Below are 17,386 nucleotides of genomic sequence, written 5' to 3'. Positions count from 1 at the left end.
TGGTGGGCCGGAACCCGGCGGAGGGTCCCTGTGCGGAACAGTACCCGGCGGCCTTCCGTGCCCCCGGCCCCGCGCACCCGCCCCGCGGCTCAGCCCCGCAGCACCAGTGCCCGCCCCGCCACCACCAGCAGCACGTGCTCGCACTCGGCGGCGAACGCGGCGTTCAGGCGGCCCAGTTCGTCGCGGAAGCGCCGCCCGGAGGCCGTCGCGGGCACCACTCCCGAACCGGTCTCGTTGGTCACGGCGACGACCGTACGACGCGTCCCGCGCACCGCGTGGACCAGCTCGGCGACCCGCTTCCGCAGCGCCTCCTCCCCGCCGTCCGCCCACCGGGCGTCGTCCCACGCGTCCACCCGGTCCATCGCGTCCGTCAGCCACAGCGAGAGGCAGTCGACCAGGAGCGGCGGACCGTCCGCCTCCAGCAGTTCCGCCAGCTCGCACGTCTCCTCGGTACGCCACGCGGCGGGTCTGCGTTCCCGGTGCAGCCCGACCCGGGCCGCCCAGTCCGCGTCGCCGTCGCGGCGGCCTCCGGTCGCCACGTACACGACCTCGGGGAACGTCTCCAGACGCTGTTCGGCCTCCACTGACTTCCCCGACCGGGCCCCGCCCGTCACCAGCGTGCGACGGGGGACGTCGGGCACCGCGTGGTACTGGCCCACCGGCAGTGTCGTGCCGTCCGGCACCGCCCGCGCCCCGCCCGCCGCGAGCCTGCGGTGCAACTCCTCACCGGGCGGCGCGTCATGGTCCAGATGGACGGCGATCACCTCGGTGGCCGCCCCGACCGCCTCCACGGCCCGCAGCCTGGCCACGGCGTCGGGGCGCGCGACCACATCGCAGACGACCATGTCGTACGGCTCCGCCACCCGGTCGGCCAGCCCGGCGGGCGCGGCCCCCGGCGGCAGGTAGAGCAGCCGCTCGCCGTCCGGAGACGTCACCTCGTACCCGGTGCCCGGGGCGTCCATCGCCAGGGCCCGGATCCGGTGACCGGTGATCAGCGTCAGCTCCTGCCCGTCCGGGACCCGCCCCGCGGCAGGCAGCGAAGGGGGCAGTTCCACGGCGGGACCGTCGTGCGGGTGGGTCAGCAGCACCTGCCGTACACCGCTGAGCGAACGGCCCGCACGGGCGGCGGCGAACACCGCGCCCGGCGTGAGGTCGAGCAGCAGGGCGTCGTCGACGAGCAGCGCGGTCGCCGCGCGCGCCCGCGCACCGCGGGCCGACGCGCAGACGGCGCAGGGGCAGTCGGGGCGCGGCAGCCCGTCGGGGGCGCCGGTGCCGAGCAGAGTCAGTTCCACACTGGTGATCCTCCCGTGTCCATGCACCACCTGCGCGCCCGGGCCAGGCACTAGGCTTCGGGCAGCAACGTGACCCAGGAGGCGGACATGGCGTGGACGTGGCGGTTCGAGAAGTCCGACGGTACGGAGACGGAGCCGGCCCTGCAGCCGGAGGAGTTCACGACCCAGGGCGACGCGGAGTCCTGGATCGGCGAGTTCTGGAAGGAGCTGCTGGAAGGCGGCGCGCACCAGGTGACCCTCTTCGAGGACACGACGAAGATCTACGGTCCGATGAGCCTCCAGGCCGAATAGGCCCGTCCGGCCCGCCCGTCACCGAGCCCCCGGCCCGGCGGACGGGTGGGCCGCCGCCTTTCCGGCCTGCGGCACCGCGCGTCACATCTCGCCCAGGGTGACCTCGGCCGACCTCTTCCCGTCCCCGCGCAGGTAGGTCACCTCGACCTTCTCGCCCGGCCTTCTCCCCGCCAGGGCCTCGGAGAGCGACGTGATCGTCGTGACCGGGGTGTCGCCGATCCGGGTGATGACGTCCCCGGCACGCAGCCCCGCGTCCGCCGCGGCCCCGCCCTTCTCCACGCTGACGATCGCGACCCCTGCCGGCCGGTAGCGGTCGTCGACGACCGTCCGGCCGGTGATGTCCAGTGCGGCCCGGCCCGAGTCGGTGACCCTGCCGGACTCGATGATCTGGTCGGCGACCGTCCGCACCATCGGGACGGGGATCGCGAACCCGATGCCGGGCGCCGCGCTGTCGCCCTCCGTCGCCGCCAGGGTCGGGATGCCGATCACCTCGCTGTCGAGGTTCACCAGGGCGCCCCCGCTGTTGCCCGGGTTGATCGCCGCCGAGGTCTGCACCATGTCGGCGAGCGTCGCCCCGGTGCCGCCCTGGCCGCTCTCGGTCACGGTCCGGCCCAGGGCGGAGACGATGCCCTGGGTGACACTGCTGGACAGGCCCAGCGGCGAGCCCATCGCCAGGACGATCTGTCCCACCTCGACCTCGCCGGTGCCGAACCGGGCGGGCTTCAGCCCGCCCGGGAGGTCGTCCAGCTTGATGACCGCCAGGTCCTGCTCCGGATAGGAGGAGACCAGGGAGGCCTTCAGCACCTTCTCGCCGGTGGGGACGCTGACGTCGAAGGACTTCTCGCTGCCCACCACGTGGGCGTTCGTGACGATGTGGCCCTTGTCGTCGTAGACGATGCCGGACCCGAGACCGTCCCCGGCGGCGATCTGCACGACGGACGGCAGCACGTTCCTGATGACGTCCTGGTACTGGTCCTCCAGGTCGCCCGGAGCACGGACGGGCGCCGCCTGGCGCGCGGGCGCACCCGACGGTGCGGCGCCGGGACCGGAGCAGCCGCAGATCAGCGCGGCCGCGCAGACACCGGCGGTCAGGAGCGGCGGGGGGCGGCGTACCCGGCGCGGGGCAGGGGGTGCGGGGGATGCGTCCATGCCCGGAGTATCACCACGGCCCCCTGCCGGGGCCCGCGCTGATGGGCCGATCAGGCGTACGCCCGGGACCCGTCAGGATCCGGCCGCGAGGTGCTGACCGCGCACCCCGCACAGGTGCAGCAGCGCGGCCACCCGGCGGTACGGATCCGTCCGCCCCGCCCGGTCCTCCGCGTCCAGCACCCGGGCCAGCTGCTCGGCGTCCGGCAGCTCCACCTCGTTGCCCACGTTGTCCGTGAAGACGCGTACGCCGTACCAGGCGTGCAGCGGCGCGGCGATCCCGGCGAGCGTGGCCGTCAGCGCGTCGAGCCGGTCGGCCCGCACGTCGAGGCCGAGCCTGTTCGTGTACGTGTCCGTGTCGAACGCCGCGAGGGCCCCGGCGAAGTCGCCGGCCGTCCCGGGGCGCATCGCCAGCGCGTCCGCGTTGCGCACGAGCAGCGACAGCAGCCCTCCGGGCGCCAGCATCCGGGCCAGGCCGGCCAGCATCGGGTCCGGCTCGGGGACGTACATCAGTACGCCGTGGCAGAGCACCACGTCGAAGCTGCCGGGCAGGAAGTGCACGCCGGTGTCACGGCCGTCACCCTCGATCAGCCGCATCCGCTCCCGGATGCCCTCGGGCTCGCCCTCCAGCGACTCCCGCGCGGCCCGCAGCATCTCGGCGTCGGACTCCAGGCCCGTCACGGAGTGCCCGGCCCGAGCCAGACGCAGTGCCTGGGTGCCCTGGCCCATGCCGACGTCGAGCACCCGCAGCCGGCGCCCCACCGGGAAGCGCGCGGCTATCTGCTCGTCCAGCTGCCGGGCGACGAGCTCCTGGCGGACCGTGTTGCGCAGTCCGCCGAGCCCGTCGAGCCACTGGGAAGAGACCCCCGTGAAGCCGGAGGTCTCCGCACTCAGGGCCGCTCTCCCCGCTTGACCTGGGGCTTGGGAAGCCGCAGTCGGCGCATCTGGAGCGTACGCATCAGGCCGTAGGCCACCGCGCCGCGCTTCGGAGCGTCCGGGAAGCGCTGGGCCAGCTGCTTCTTGAGCCGGAACCCGAGGCCGATGGAGTCGACCACGATCAGCACGATCACGCCGAGCCAGAGCAGCAGCGAGATGTTCTGGATGTTCTGCACCTGGATGACGCTGAGGATCAGGATGATCACCGCGAGCGGGAGGAAGTACTCGGCGATGCAGAAGCGCGAATCCACGAAGTCACGGACGAAGCGCCGCACGGGCCCCTTGTCGCGGGCCGGCAGATAACGCTCGTCGCCCGACGCGAGGGCCTCACGCTGCCTGGCCATGTCGGCGCGGCGTGCTTCCCGCTGTCGCTTCATCGCCTCCTTGCGGTCGGTCGGCGTGCCGCTGGAGGCTCGCCGGCGCTGCGTCTGGGCCTCGCTGCGCTTGGGGGTGGGGCGACCCTTGGGGGCTTCGGGGTCGCGGGGCTGCTTGGAGAGGTCCGCCGTCACCTTGGTGGTGGGGGCCTTCTCTTCCTTGGAACGGCTACGGAACACAAAACCCAAGGGTACGGGGTCGGTGCGGGGATCACGGGACCGGGCGGGAACGATCCGGCAACGGACTGCGTCCTGATAACTGCCCGCACAGGGGCAGAACGGACTCCCGCCCCCCGCTCCCCCCGACAGCGGTCTACTCCCTGGGCGGGAGCGGTCGGGGGTCGCAGTCGTCCTTGGGGAGGAGCACATCCGTCCCCGAACAGTGCGGTAATGGAGGCAGGGCCCGTACTGTGGGTTCTGTTGGAGTGCTGGAGCTCAGTTCGTCAGAAGGGGGCGCGCGAAGCCCATGAGCGGTGTCATGAAGCGTATGGGAATGATCTTCCGCGCGAAGGCAAACAAGGCCCTTGACCGGGCCGAGGATCCGCGCGAGACCCTCGATTACTCGTACCAGAAGCAGCTGGAGCTGCTTCAGAAGGTGCGCCGCGGGGTCGCCGACGTGGCGACCTCGCGCAAGCGGCTGGAACTGCAGCTGAACCAGCTGCAGGGGCAGTCGTCCAAGCTGGAGGACCAGGGCCGCAAGGCGCTCGCGCTCGGCCGGGAGGACCTGGCCCGCGAGGCGCTGTCCCGGCGCGCCGCCCTCCAGCAGCAGGTCACGGACCTGGAGACGCAGCACCGGACGTTGCAGGGCGAGGAGGAGAAGCTCACCCTCGCGGCCCAGCGCCTGCAGGCCAAGGTGGACGCCTTCCGCACGAAGAAGGAGACCATCAAGGCCACCTACACGGCGGCCCAGGCGCAGACCCGGATCGGCGAGGCCTTCACCGGCATCTCCGAGGAGATGGGCGACGTCGGCCTCGCGATCCAGCGGGCCGAGGACAAGACCCAGCAGCTCCAGGCGAGGGCCGGGGCAATCGACGAACTGCTGGCCTCCGGCGCCCTGGACGACCCGACCGGGACGGCGAAGGACGACATCGCCGCCGAGCTGGACCGGATCTCCGGTGGTACGGATGTAGAGCTGGAACTGCAGCGGATGAAGGCCGAGCTGGCCGGCGGTTCCTCCGCTCAGCAGCAGGCCATCGAGGGCGGTGCGCAGGACGCGGCACCGCAGTCCCCGCACAAGTTCGACAAGCAGTGAGGGCAGCGTCATGATCGTACGGATCATGGGGGAGGGCCAGGTCGTCCTGGCCGACAGCCATGTCGCCGAGCTGAACAAGCTCGACGACGTGCTGCTCGCGGAGATGGAGAGCGGTGACGGACCCGGCTTCCGTGCCACCCTCCACGCGCTCCTAGACAAGGTGCGCGAGCTCGGCTCGCCCCTGCCGGACGACTCCCTGGAGCCGTCCGAACTGATCCTGCCGTCACCCGACGCGACCCTCGACGAGGTGCGCGCCATGCTCAGCGACGACGGGCTGATCCCCGGCTGACCCTGCGCCCGCTCCACACTCCGCACCGCGCCCCGCCCCGGTCCCACCGGCGCGGGGCGCAGTGCTGCGGGAGCCGGCCTCCGGGCCCCTCCGCGACCGCGGTCCGGACACCGGACCGGCGGCGGGCGGGCGGCACGCCGTACCGTGGCTCGACGTGACCACCCTCGGAACCGGGCTCGTGCGCGCCCGACGCTGGCTGCGCGGCCACCCCTTCGCCCTGGACGGGGCGCTCGCCGTCTCGGTGCTCGCCGCCATGGTCTGCGCGTCGTTCGCCGAGCCGGACCCGGGCCACGGGCCCGTCTTCGGCGTCCGTACCCCGGCGCCCTTCAGCGTCGTCCTGATGGTGCTCGGCGCCGGAGCGCTCGTGCTGCGGCGGCGCAACCCCGTGGCGGTGCTCGCCGTGACCGGGGTGCTGTCGGCCCTCGAGTTCCTGCTGATGGACCCGCCGGCCCCCGTGGTGATGAGCTCCGTCATCGCGCTCTTCACCGTCGCGGCGAGCACCGACCGCCCCACCACCTGGCGTGTCGGCCTGCTGACCATGGTGGTGCTGACCGTGACCGCGATGGCGGTCGGTTCCGCCCCCTGGTACAGCCAGCAGAACGTCGGCGTCCTCGCCTGGACCGGCCTGGCCGCCGCCGCCGGGGACGCCGTGCGCAGCAGGCGCGCGTTCATCGACGCGATCAGGGAACGGGCCGAGCGGGCGGAGCGCACCCGCGAGGAGGAGGCCCGCCGCAGGGTCGCCGAGGAGCGGCTGCGCATCGCCCGAGACCTGCACGACGTCGTCGCCCACCACATCGCCCTGGTCAACGTCCAGGCCGGGGTGGCCGCCCATGTCATGGACAAGCGCCCGGACCAGGCCAAGGAGGCGCTCGCGCACGTACGCGAGGCCAGTCGCTCCGCGCTCAACGAGCTGAGGTCCACCGTCGGGCTGCTGCGCCAGTCCGGCGACCCCGAGGCCCCCACCGAGCCGGCCCCCGGGCTCGCCGTCCTCGGCGGCCTGGTCGACACCTTCCGCAACGCCGGGCTCCCCGTCGAGCTGGCCTGCACCGACCGGGACGGCCCGCTGCCCGCCGCGGTCGACCTCGCGGCCTACCGGATCATCCAGGAGGCCCTGACCAACGTGCGCAAGCACGCGGGTGCGGGCGCCCGGGCCGAGGTGAGCGTCGTACGGGTCGGGGCGACCGCCGAGATCACCGTGCTCGACAACGGCGCGGGCGCCGGGACGGGCCGCACCGACGGGTACGACGACCGGGACAGGCACGGCCTCATCGGCATGCGGGAACGCGTCACCGCGCTCGGCGGCACCCTGACCGCGGGGCCCCGCTACGGGGGCGGATTCCGCGTCCATGCGATCCTGCCCGTCATGTCCCGTACGGGCGGGCCGGAGAGGCCGGCCGCGGCGGAACGGACGGGGGGATGCGCATGACACCGATCAAGGTGCTGCTCGCCGACGACCAGGCGCTGCTGCGCAGCGCCTTCCGGATACTGGTCGACTCGGAGCCCGACATGCAGGTGGTCGGCGAGGCCGCGGACGGCGCCGAGGCCGTGGCACTGGCCCGCGCGACAGGTGCCGACGTGGTGCTGATGGACATCCGGATGCCCGGCACCGACGGGCTCACCGCCACCCGGATGATCAGCGCGGACCCCGAACTGGCGGACGTACGGATCGTCATGCTCACCACGTTCGAGGTGGACGAGTACGTGGTGCAGTCCCTGCGCGCGGGTGCGTCGGGCTTCCTGGGCAAGGGCGCCGAACCGGACGAGCTGCTCAACGCCATCCGGATCGCCGCCGGCGGTGAGGCGCTGCTCTCCCCGGCCGCGACCAAGGGGCTCATCGCCACCTTCCTCGCCCAGGGCGGCAGCGCCGGTGAGGGCCCGGACGTCGCGGAGTACTCCGAGCGGCTCGCCGCGCTCACCGGACGCGAGCGCGAGGTGCTCGTCCTCGTCGCGGGAGGGCACTCCAACGACCAGATCGCCGAGCGGCTCGTGGTCAGCCCTCTCACCGTCAAGACCCATGTGAACCGGGCGATGGCGAAGCTGGGTGCCCGGGACCGGGCCCAACTGGTGGTAATTGCCTATGAATCGGGCCTGGTGCGACCCAGGACCGAGTGACGGGGTGGAGACCCGGCGTACTCCAAACGCGGTACGGGCGTCATGAGAAAGCAACCCGGGGACCGACGAATCCGCCCCCGGGATCGGCGATCGTATAGGCGGGCAGGCTGTGTCCCCTTCGTTCGAGCTCCGGTCCGAGGCCTCCGGCCGTCGTTCCGGTCAGCCGCCCCACTGCCGCGTACGCCACAGAAGAGAGAACCACCCATGTCCTGGCTGTCCAGATTCAGCCTCGCGCAAAGGGCCCTGATCGGGCTGATCTCGATCGTCGCGCTCGTCTTCGGGGCGATCGCGATCCCGCAGCTCAAGCAGCAGCTGCTGCCCACCATCGAACTCCCGATGGTGTCGGTGCTGGCCCCCTACCAGGGTGCTTCCCCCGATGTGGTCGAGAAGCAGGTCGTCGAACCCCTCGAGAACGCCATCAAGGCCGTGGACGGCGTCGAGGGCATCACCTCGACCGCCAGTGAGGGCAACGCCCTCATCATGGCGAGCTTCGACTTCGGCGACGAAGGCACCAAGCAACTCGTCGCGGACATCCAGCAGGCGGTGAACCGCGCGCGCATCCAGCTGCCCGACGACGTCGACCCGCAGGTCATCGCCGGTTCGACGGACGACATCCCGGCCGTCGTCCTCGCCGTCACGTCCGACAAGGACCAGCAGGCGCTCGCCGACCAGCTGGAGCGCACGGTCGTCCCGGCACTCGAGGACATCGAGGGCGTCGGCCAGGTCGCGGTCGACGGCGTGCAGGACCTCCAGGTGTCCGTCGTGCCCGACGACAGGAAGCTGGCGGCGGCCGGTCTGAACGCCGGCTCCCTGGCCCAGGCGCTCCAGGCCGGCGGTGCCACCGTTCCGGCCGGCTCCTTCGCCGAGTCGGGCAAGAGCCGCACCATCCAGGTCGGCGGTTCCTTCACCTCGTTGCAGCAGATCGAGGACCTGAAGGTCTCCGCGGCGGACCCGGCCACGGGCGAGGCCGGAAAGCCGGTCCGTGTCGGCGACATCGCCACGGTGAAGCAGGAGCCCGCCACCGCGGTCTCCATCACACGTACGAACGGCAAGCCGAGCCTCGCCGTCATGGCGACGATGGCCAAGGACGGCAGTGCCGTCGCCATCTCGGACGCCGTCCACGACAAGCTGCCGGACCTGCGCAAGGACCTCGGCGCCGGCGCCGAGCTGACCGTCGTCTCCGACCAGGGGCCGGCCGTCTCCAAGGCGATCTCCGGTCTGACCACCGAGGGCGCCCTCGGGCTGATCTTCGCGGTCGTCGTGATCCTGGTGTTCCTGGCGTCGATCCGCTCGACGCTGGTCACCGCCGTCTCCATCCCGCTCTCCGTCGTCCTCGCGCTGATCGTGCTCTGGACCCGCGACCTGTCGCTGAACATGCTCACCCTCGGCGCGCTGACCATCGCGATCGGCCGGGTCGTCGACGACTCGATCGTGGTCCTGGAGAACATCAAGCGGCACCTCGGCTACGGCGAGGAGCGCCATTCGGCGATCGTCACCGCCGTCAAGGAGGTCGCCGGCGCGATCACCTCGTCCACGCTCACCACCGTCGCGGTCTTCCTGCCCATCGGGCTGGTGGGCGGCATGGTCGGCCAGCTCTTCGGTTCGTTCTCCCTCACCGTCACGGCGGCGCTGCTGGCCTCCTTGCTGGTGTCGCTCACCGTGGTCCCCGTCCTGTCGTACTGGTTCCTGCGCGCACCCAAGGGCACGGCCGAGAACCCGGAGGAAGCCCGCCGGCAGGCCGAGGAGAAGGAAGCCGCGAGCAAGCTCCAGCGGCTCTACATCCCGGTGCTCAGCTTCGCGACCCGTCGGCGCGGCGCCAGTATCGGCATCGCCTTCGTGGTCCTCTTCGCCACCCTCGGCATGACGCCGCTGCTCAAGACGACCCTCTTCGAGCCCGGTGAGCAGGAGGTCATCACCCTCAAGCAGGAGCTGACCCCCGGCACCGCTCTGGAGGCGGCCGACGAGGCCGCCCGGAAGGTCGAGAAGGTCCTCGACGCCGACAAGGGCGTCAAGGACTACCAGGTGACCGTCGGTTCCTCCGGCTTCATGGCGGCCTTCGGCGGAGGAACGGGAGCCAACCAGGCGTCCTACCAGATCACGCTCAAGGACGCGGCGGACTACGAGGCCGCCGGCGAACGGATCGACGAGGCCCTCGACAAGCTCGACGGCATCGGCGACACGACGATCGCCGCCGACGGCGGCTTCGGTTCCCAGGACCTGAGTGTCACCGTCAAGGCCGCGGACGCGGACGTCCTGAAGAAGGCCTCCGAGCAGGTCCGCGGAGAGGTCGCGAAGCTCAAGGACGTCACCGATGTCCAGAGCGACCTGGCGCAGAGCGTTCCGCGCCTCTCGGTCAAGGCCAACGACAAGGCGGCCGACGCCGGATTCAGCCAGGCCACGCTCGGTGCGGCGGTCGCCGGCGCGGTGCGCGGCACCCCGTCCGGCACGGCGATCATGGATGACACCGAGCGTGACGTCCTGGTGAGGTCGGCGACGCCGGCCACCACGGCGGCCGAACTGAAGGCGCTTCCGCTCGGCCCGGTCACGCTGGGCCGGATCGCCGACGTGGAGCTCGTTCCCGGCCCGGTCTCCATCACCCGCATCGACGGCCAGCGTGCCGCGACGGTCACCGCCAAGCCGACCGACGACGACACCGGCGCGGTCTCCAGGGCGCTCCAGGAGAAGCTCGACGCCCTGGACCTGCCGGACGGCGCCACCGCCACCATCGGCGGGGTCACCCAGGACCAGGACGACGCCACCTCGAAGCTGCTCCTGGCCATGCTGGCGGCCATCGCGATCGTCTTCATCCTGCTGGTGGCGACCTTCCGGTCGCTCGTCCAGCCGCTGATCCTGCTGGTCTCCATCCCCTTCGCCGCGACGGGCGCCCTCGGGCTCCTGATCATCACCGGCACCCCGATGGGCATCGCGGCGATGATCGGCATGCTGATGCTGATCGGCATCGTCGTCACCAACGCGATCGTCCTGATCGACCTGATCAACCAGTACAGGGCCCAGGGCATGGGCGTCATCGAGGCCGTCGTCGAGGGCGGTCGCCACCGCCTCCGCCCGATCCTGATGACGGCACTGGCGACGATCTTCGCCCTGCTCCCGATGGCGCTCGGCGTCACCGGCGAGGGTGGTTTCATCTCCCAGCCGCTGGCGATCGTGGTGATCGGCGGTCTGATCACCTCCACGTTGCTGACCCTGCTCCTGGTGCCGACGCTGTACGCGATGGTGGAGCTCCGCAAGGAGCGCCGGGCCGGGAAGAAGGCGGCGAAGCGCGAGGCCGAGTCCGGCACCGCGCCCCACGGTCCGTCGGAGGAGACCTCCTCCGAGGAGCCGGAGCCGGCGAAGGCCTGACCCCGCCCCCGCACGTAACCGGAGAGGGCCCCCGACGCCGTACGACGGCGTCGGGGGCCCTCTCCCGTCAGGACCCGGCCGGACCAGGGCCGCGGGGGCCCGGCACGGCCGGGCCGCAGGCGCCCTACGGCAGTGCCAGCATCCGCTCCAGCGCCAGCTTCGCGAACTTCTCCGTCTCCGGGTCGACCTGGATCCGGTTGACGAGGTTCCCCTCGGCCAGCGACTCCAGCGTCCACACCAGGTGCGGCAGGTCGATCCGGTTCATCGTCGAGCAGAAGCAGACCGTCTTGTCGAGGAAGACGATCTCCTTGTCCTCCGCGGCGAAACGGTTCGCCAGACGGCGTACGAGGTTGAGCTCCGTACCGATGGCCCACTTCGAGCCGGCCGGTGCGGCCTCCAGGGCCTTGATGATGTACTCCGTCGAACCCACCTGGTCCGCGGCGGCCACGACCTCGTGCTTGCACTCCGGGTGCACCAGGACGTTCACGCCCGGGATGCGCGCCCGTACGTCCTCGACGGACTCCACCGAGAACCGCCCGTGCACCGAGCAGTGCCCGCGCCACAGGATCATCTTCGCGTCGCGCAGCTCCTCGGCGGTCAGGCCGCCGTTCGGCTTGTGCGGGTTGTAGAGGACGCAGTCCTCCAGGGTCATCCCCATGTCCCGCACGGCCGTGTTCCGGCCCAGGTGCTGGTCCGGGAGGAAGAGGACCTTCTCGCCCTGCTCGAAGGCCCACTCCAGCGCGCGCTTCGCGTTCGAGGAGGTACAGATCGTGCCGCCGTGCCGGCCGGTGAAGGCCTTGATGTCGGCGGAGGAGTTCATGTACGAGACCGGCACGACCTGCTCGGCGACGCCCGCCTCGGTGAGCACGTCCCAGCACTCGGCGACCTGCTCCGCGGTGGCCATGTCGGCCATCGAGCAGCCGGCCGCCAGGTCCGGCAGCACGACCTTCTGCTCGTCGCCGGTCAGGATGTCCGCCGACTCGGCCATGAAGTGCACGCCGCAGAAGACGATGTACTCCGCCTCGGGCCGCGCGGCGGCGTCCCGGGCCAGCTTGAACGAGTCGCCGGTGACGTCCGCGAACTGGATGACCTCGTCGCGCTGGTAGTGGTGGCCGAGCACGAAGACCTTGTCCCCGAGCTTCTCCTTGGCGGCGCGGGCGCGCTCCACCAGGTCCGGGTCGGACGGCGAGGGCAGGTCGCCGGGGCATTCGACGCCGCGCTCGCTCCTCGGGTCGGCCTCGCGGCCGAGCAGCAGCAGGGCGAGGGGTGTCGGCTGGACATCCAGGGGCTGGGCGGTGGTCACGACACGCACCCTTTCTTCTCTGCGAACTCTGCGAACAAGCCTTTTCGTCTAATTGACGTTATCTATCATAACCGCCCCACGTCGGATTGACGATGCCGATAGCGTCGATGTGACGCATCCCTTCGGGGGAGTGGTGTGCGAGCATGAAGGGAACAGACAAGCGCTTGGCCCGGAATGAATCCGCGGCCCCGATGGTTGGACCGTCGGCAAGCAGTCCGTACAACCCGGGAGAGAAGCAGATGTCCGTATCGGACGAGACCACCACCGTGAGCGACGGCATCCTCCTGTCCGACGCCGCCGCAGACAAGGTCAGGACCCTGCTGGAGCAGGAAGGCCGTGACGACCTCGCACTGCGCGTCGCCGTACAGCCCGGCGGCTGCTCGGGCCTGCGCTACCAGCTCTTCTTCGACGAGCGCTCGCTCGACGGCGACGTCGTGAAGGACTTCGGCGGTGTCAAGGTCGTCACCGACCGGATGAGCGCCCCGTACCTGGGCGGCGCCTCCGTCGACTTCGTGGACACGATCGAGAAGCAGGGCTTCACGATCGACAACCCGAACGCCACGGGCTCCTGCGCCTGTGGTGACTCCTTCAGCTGAGCCCGTACGCACGACGAAGGCGGCGGCGCACCCGGGGATCCGGGTGCGCCGCCGCCTTCGTCGTGCACGGCCCGTCAGCCGCGCGGCACCGCGGCTCCCGAGTCCGCGTCGACGACCTTCCGGTCGCCGAGCGGGGCGTCCAGTGTCACCGTCCGGGTCGTTTCCTCGGCGATGAGGATGCACGGCTTGCCGGGCTCCGGATCCGACGCGGTGACCGCGACCCGGACCGTCGTACCGGTCTCCGTGGCGCGTGCCTCGTACGTGCTGCACACGCCGCCCCAGAACGTCACCTTCAGCGTCCTGCCCTCGGCGCTGTACGCGATGATCTGCCGCTGACCGGCCGTCGCGTCGTCCGAACCCGTCCCCGGGTCCCGCGGGAGCTTCGTGGGCTCCGGAGCCGGCCGGGTGCCGTCGGCGGTCAGGTACTCGGGGTCCACCGCCACCCGCACGACCGTGTTCTCCGGGCCGCCGCCCCCGGACCGCACGGAGAACAGCCACGAGGGCACGAGCACCCGCTCGCCGTCGGCGTTCCGCGCGGCCAGCCCCAGCACCGCACCGTCGACGGTCACGGTGGTGGTCGGGGTGCCGCTCGACCCGGCGCAGTCCGTCCTCCCCGGCGCGGCCGGGTCGCCCTCCAGCGGTACGGGGGTCGCGCAGCCGCCCGTACCGCCCTTGGCGGCCCGGCGGCTCTCCGCGTTCAGCTGCCTCAGCGCCTCGTCGGCGCCGACCACGGGATAGGTGTCGCTCTTCTCCAGGCCCTTCAGCTGACCGCTGCCGCCGACGATCTCGCCCCCGGCCCCGACCTGGACACCGGTCGACCAGCCGAACGTCGGCAGCCCGCCGACCACCGGGTCGGCGTTCACCACGCGTACGGATCCCATCAGCTGACGGGCGTCGAGCGCGGCGTCGTCCTGCCCCACCGCCTCGAGCACCGGGGCCGCGGCCGCCTTGGCGGCCTTCTCGCCGACGGGGGAACCGGTGCCGGGCGCCGTGTCCTTCGCGCAGACCGTGGTGGACCGGCAACCGTCCGGGCCACCGGAGGCGTACCGAGCGAAGGTCCAGGTGCCGGGGGCCTGCTTCGTCACCCTGAGGACCGGTCCCGACCCGTCCGCGTCACTGCCGACCTTCCAGGCCGTGCCGTCGGCATACGGCGCCCCCTGCACCCCGAGCGCCTTCGCCAGCCGTGCCACCTCCGCGGCGGTCACCGCGCCCTTCGCCCGGTGCACGGAGGCCGTGTCCGGGCCGTCCGGCAGCTCGACCGAGGCGCGGTAGACGACCCCGCCGCCGTGCGGGTCCGGCTCGCCGGGCGCGATGCCCTGCGGGGGCGTCGTGGGGCCGTCCTGGGAGAGGTCCAGCGGGAGGAGGGGAGGCGTACGGCCGCCGGAGGCCGCGCTGCCGCTGTCCGCGCCCCCGTCGCCCGCGGCGCTCGAGGCCCAGTACGCACCGCCGCCACCGGCCAGAAGCACGGCTGCCGCCACGGAGGCCACGGCGAGCGGCGGACGCCGCCGCCGGGACGTCACGTCATTCTCGGGTCGCTCGGTGCTCACCGGATCGCTCCTTCGCCTGTCGGCCGCCACTGGCTCATCGCCCGTCCCCGCGTGGGGACAACGGTGGGACGGAACGGACGGGCGCGCGGTTCCCCGGCGGCGCCGGGGAACCTGCCGGCCGGCGGGTCAGTCCCCGTAGACCGACATGGAGTCGATCAGCCGGGCCGACGAGGGCGGCACCGTGACCCCGTGGATCAGGGACGGTGCCACCGGCTTCGCGGCGGTCTTCGCGGGGACGACCCAGTGCGGTGCCATGCGGGCGCAGTCCCCGCGCAGCTCGGCGAGGCTCATCTCGGACTCACGCGGAACGATGTTGTTCGACATATCCGCACCGTATGCACGGGAGAGCTCAGGTAGAAAGACCTACTATCGGGTAGTTTTCCCCTTCGGGTCCGGTGGCGGTACCGGGTAGCGTGAACTGTCATGCCGTCCCGGAGGGCGCGCCCGCGCGCTCCTTCGCCTTCCGCAGGAGCAGTCTCCCCGTGCGCATTGCAGTCACCGGCTCCATCGCCACCGACCACCTGATGACCTTCCCCGGCCGGTTCGCCGACCAGCTCGTCGCGGACCAGCTGCACACGGTCTCGCTCTCCTTCCTGGTCGACAACCTCGACGTGCGCCGCGGAGGTGTCGGCGCCAACATCGCCTTCGGCATGGGCCTGCTGGGCACCCGGCCGGTCCTGGTCGGCGCCGCCGGGGCGGACTTCGACGCATACCGGTCCTGGCTCGACCGGCACGGCGTCGACACCGGATCGGTCCGCATCTCCGAGGTCCTGCACACGGCCCGTTTCGTCTGCACGACGGACTCGGACCACAACCAGATCGGCTCCTTCTACACCGGTGCGATGAGCGAGGCCCGGCTGATCGAGCTGAAGAGCGTCTCCGACCGGGTCGGCGGCCTCGACCTCGTCTCCATCGGCGCCGACGACCCCGAGGCGATGCTCCGCCACACGGAGGAGTGCCGCACCCGGGGCATCCCGTTCGCCGCGGACTTCTCGCAGCAGATCGCCCGGATGGACGGCGACGAGATCCGGATCCTCCTCGACGGTGCCACGTACCTCTTCTCCAACGAGTACGAGAAGGGCCTCATCGAGTCCAAGACCGGCTGGAGCGACGAGGAGATCCTCTCCAAGGTCGGCCACCGCGTCACCACCCTCGGCGCCCGCGGCGTCCGCATCGAGCGGGCCGGCGAGGACCCGATCGAGGTCGGCTGCGCGGAGGAGGAGCGGAAGGCCGACCCGACCGGCGTCGGCGACGCCTTCCGGGCCGGATTCCTCTCCGGCCTCGCCTGGGGCGTGGGCCTGGAGCGCGCCGCCCAGGTCGGCTGCATGCTCGCGACCCTGGTCATCGAGACGGTCGGCACGCAGGAGTACACCCTGCGCCGCACCCACTTCATGGACCGCTTCACCAAGGCGTACGGCGACGAGGCGGCCACCGAGGTCAGGGCGCACCTCTCCTAGCAGGGCTCACAGGAGACGGCGGACCACGTAGGCCGAGCCGCGGTCCGCCGGCTCCTCACCCACGTACTCCTGCTCGCGCATCTCGCACCAGGCGGGAATGTCCAGACGGGCGGCCTCGTCGTCGGCGAGCACCGTCACCGTGCCGCCGACGGGTACCTCTCCGATCACCTTTGCGAGTTCGATCACCGGGATCGGGCAGCGCCTGCCCAGCGCGTCGACGACGAGCGACGCGCGCGGGGCGGGGGAGGAGGCCGCCGAAGAGGGTGCGCCGAGCCTCTCCCGGGCCCCGGCCACCACGCCCGGCAGCACATCGAGGAAGCGGTCGACCTCGGCCCCGGTCGTCCCGGCCGGAAGCGACACGCGGATGTTTCCCTCCGTGAGCACCCCCATCGCCTTGAGGACATGGCTCGGGGTCAGGGTGCTGCTCGTGCAGGACGAACCGGATGAAACGGAGAATTCGGCCCGATCCAGCTCATGGAGCAGAGTCTCCCCGTCGACATAGAGACAGGAGAAGGTGACCAGGTGCGGAAGCCGCCGCACCGGGTCCCCGACCACCTCCACGTCCGGCACCAGACCACCACCGAGCGCGCCCCGGATCCGGTCCACCAGGGCGCGCAGCCGTACGGACTCGGCGGCAGCCTCGGCGCGTACCGCGCGCAGCGAGGCCGCCGCCGCCACGACGGCCGGAATGTTCTCGAAACCGGGGGCCCGCCCCGACTCCCTCTCGTCGGCCGGGCCTTGGGGGGCGAATCTGACGCCCTTGCGGACGGCGAGCAGTCCCACTCCCGCCGGACCGCCCCACTTGTGCGCGCTGGCGGCCAGCAGCGACCAGCCGTCCGGCACCGGCCCCCAGCCCAGTGACTGGGCGGCGTCCACCAGCAGCGGTACGCCGCCCGCCGCGCAGATCTCCGCCGTCCGGGCCACCGGCTGCTCGGTCCCCACCTCGTGGTTGGCGGACTGCAGGCAGGCCAGGGCGGTGTCCGCACGCAGTGCCTCGCCGTACGCGGCGGGGTCGACCGCCCCGGACCGGTCCACGGGCACTTCGGTAGACGATCCGCCCGCCGCCTCCAGGGCCGCGGCCGCGTGGAGCACCGACGAGTGTTCGACCGCGGAAAGGACCAGATGGCGGCCGACACGCCGACGGCCGGAAAGCGCCCCCTCAATCGCGGAGTGCACCGCACGGGTCCCCGACGAGGTGAAGGCGAGCTCGTCCGGCCGGCATCCGACGGCCTCGGCCGCGGCCTCCCTGGCCGCGTCCAGCAGCAGGGCGGCCCGCCGCCCCTCGCGGTACAGCCGGGACGGATCGGCCCAGCCCTCGTCCAGCGAGGCAAGCAGCGCCTGGCGGGCGACGGGGTGCAGGGGGGCGGAGGAGGCGGAATCGAAGTAGGGCACGGCGCCACGCTAGCCCGCAGCGGCGCGTGACCCGGGGAC

The 17,386-nt window shown here is 72.0% G+C and carries 16 protein-coding genes; 8 read left to right on the top strand and 8 right to left on the bottom strand.

Going from position 1 to position 17,386, the window contains the following annotated elements:
• Positions 1–89: 89 nt before the first annotated feature.
• The gene (locus tag OG927_RS08790; protein ID WP_056784344.1) at positions 90–1,292 is read right to left on the bottom strand and encodes a bifunctional adenosylcobinamide kinase/adenosylcobinamide-phosphate guanylyltransferase; all 1,203 of its coding nucleotides are present in this window, start codon (positions 1,290–1,292) and stop codon (positions 90–92) included.
• 87 nt (positions 1,293–1,379) lie between these two features.
• On the opposite strand from OG927_RS08790, the gene OG927_RS08785 reads away from it, so the two are divergent.
• Positions 1,380–1,583 (top strand): hypothetical protein, encoded by a 204-nt coding sequence (locus OG927_RS08785; protein WP_056784341.1) that lies wholly within the window; start codon positions 1,380–1,382, stop codon positions 1,581–1,583.
• Positions 1,584–1,664: 81 nt separating this feature from the next.
• Here OG927_RS08785 and OG927_RS08780 read toward each other — a convergent pair whose 3' ends face one another.
• The 3 genes from OG927_RS08780 to OG927_RS08770 form a co-directional block, all read right to left on the bottom strand.
• On the bottom strand, positions 1,665–2,732 hold the full coding sequence (locus OG927_RS08780; protein WP_056784338.1) for a S1C family serine protease: 1,068 nt from the start codon (positions 2,730–2,732) through the stop codon (positions 1,665–1,667).
• A gap of 72 nt (positions 2,733–2,804) precedes the next feature.
• On the bottom strand, positions 2,805–3,560 hold the full coding sequence (locus tag OG927_RS08775; RefSeq protein ID WP_199862858.1) for a class I SAM-dependent methyltransferase: 756 nt from the start codon (positions 3,558–3,560) through the stop codon (positions 2,805–2,807).
• Between the two features lie 59 nt (positions 3,561–3,619).
• The gene (locus OG927_RS08770) at positions 3,620–4,219 is read right to left on the bottom strand and encodes a DUF3043 domain-containing protein (protein WP_056784332.1); all 600 of its coding nucleotides are present in this window, start codon (positions 4,217–4,219) and stop codon (positions 3,620–3,622) included.
• A gap of 298 nt (positions 4,220–4,517) precedes the next feature.
• On the opposite strand from OG927_RS08770, the gene OG927_RS08765 reads away from it, so the two are divergent.
• The 5 genes from OG927_RS08765 to OG927_RS08745 all read left to right on the top strand — a co-directional run bounded on the left by OG927_RS08765 (position 4,518) and on the right by OG927_RS08745 (position 11,052).
• Complete coding sequence (locus OG927_RS08765) at positions 4,518–5,291, top strand: PspA/IM30 family protein (protein WP_056784329.1); 774 nt, start codon at positions 4,518–4,520, stop codon at positions 5,289–5,291.
• Positions 5,292–5,301: 10 nt separating this feature from the next.
• Positions 5,302–5,580, top strand: a complete 279-nt coding sequence (gene pspAA, locus OG927_RS08760) for a PspA-associated protein PspAA (RefSeq protein WP_056784325.1) — start codon at positions 5,302–5,304, stop codon at positions 5,578–5,580.
• A 154-nt stretch (positions 5,581–5,734) separates the two neighbouring features.
• Positions 5,735–7,006 carry a sensor histidine kinase gene (locus tag OG927_RS08755; RefSeq protein ID WP_124282595.1) on the top strand — a complete coding sequence of 424 codons (1,272 nt, stop codon included), beginning with the start codon at positions 5,735–5,737 and terminating at the stop codon, positions 7,004–7,006.
• The gene (locus OG927_RS08750; protein WP_056785898.1) at positions 7,003–7,692 is read left to right on the top strand and encodes a response regulator; all 690 of its coding nucleotides are present in this window, start codon (positions 7,003–7,005) and stop codon (positions 7,690–7,692) included. The genes OG927_RS08755 and OG927_RS08750 overlap by 4 nt, the downstream gene beginning before the upstream one ends.
• 204 nt (positions 7,693–7,896) lie before the next feature.
• Positions 7,897–11,052, top strand: coding sequence for an efflux RND transporter permease subunit (locus OG927_RS08745; protein WP_124282596.1), 3,156 nt, complete (start codon positions 7,897–7,899; stop codon positions 11,050–11,052).
• A 124-nt stretch (positions 11,053–11,176) separates the two neighbouring features.
• Here OG927_RS08745 and nadA read toward each other — a convergent pair whose 3' ends face one another.
• On the bottom strand, positions 11,177–12,364 hold the full coding sequence (gene nadA, locus OG927_RS08740; RefSeq protein WP_056784317.1) for a quinolinate synthase NadA: 1,188 nt from the start codon (positions 12,362–12,364) through the stop codon (positions 11,177–11,179).
• Positions 12,365–12,594: 230 nt separating this feature from the next.
• On the opposite strand from nadA, the gene OG927_RS08735 reads away from it, so the two are divergent.
• Positions 12,595–12,951 (top strand): HesB/IscA family protein, encoded by a 357-nt coding sequence (locus tag OG927_RS08735; RefSeq protein WP_056784314.1) that lies wholly within the window; start codon positions 12,595–12,597, stop codon positions 12,949–12,951.
• Positions 12,952–13,025: 74 nt separating this feature from the next.
• Here the strand turns inward: OG927_RS08735 and OG927_RS08730 are convergent, their stop codons facing one another.
• Both OG927_RS08730 and OG927_RS08725 read right to left on the bottom strand, forming a co-directional pair.
• Complete coding sequence (locus OG927_RS08730; RefSeq protein WP_209470673.1) at positions 13,026–14,498, bottom strand: hypothetical protein; 1,473 nt, start codon at positions 14,496–14,498, stop codon at positions 13,026–13,028.
• A 126-nt stretch (positions 14,499–14,624) separates the two neighbouring features.
• Positions 14,625–14,822, bottom strand: coding sequence for a hypothetical protein (locus OG927_RS08725; protein WP_056784308.1), 198 nt, complete (start codon positions 14,820–14,822; stop codon positions 14,625–14,627).
• A gap of 158 nt (positions 14,823–14,980) precedes the next feature.
• Between OG927_RS08725 and OG927_RS08720 the strand changes: the two genes are divergently transcribed.
• Positions 14,981–15,955: a carbohydrate kinase family protein gene (locus OG927_RS08720; protein ID WP_124282599.1), complete on the top strand. Its 975-nt coding sequence runs from the start codon at positions 14,981–14,983 to the stop codon at positions 15,953–15,955.
• A 6-nt stretch (positions 15,956–15,961) separates the two neighbouring features.
• Here the strand turns inward: OG927_RS08720 and OG927_RS08715 are convergent, their stop codons facing one another.
• Positions 15,962–17,347, bottom strand: a complete 1,386-nt coding sequence (locus OG927_RS08715; protein ID WP_330319935.1) for a cysteine desulfurase/sulfurtransferase TusA family protein — start codon at positions 17,345–17,347, stop codon at positions 15,962–15,964.
• Positions 17,348–17,386: the final 39 nt, after the last annotated feature.

Source organism: Streptomyces clavifer, assembly GCF_036345975.1.
Taxonomy (GTDB): domain Bacteria; phylum Actinomycetota; class Actinomycetes; order Streptomycetales; family Streptomycetaceae; genus Streptomyces; species Streptomyces clavifer.
Note: the sequence above shows the minus strand (reverse complement) of the source record. Positions and strands in the feature narration are given on the sequence as shown.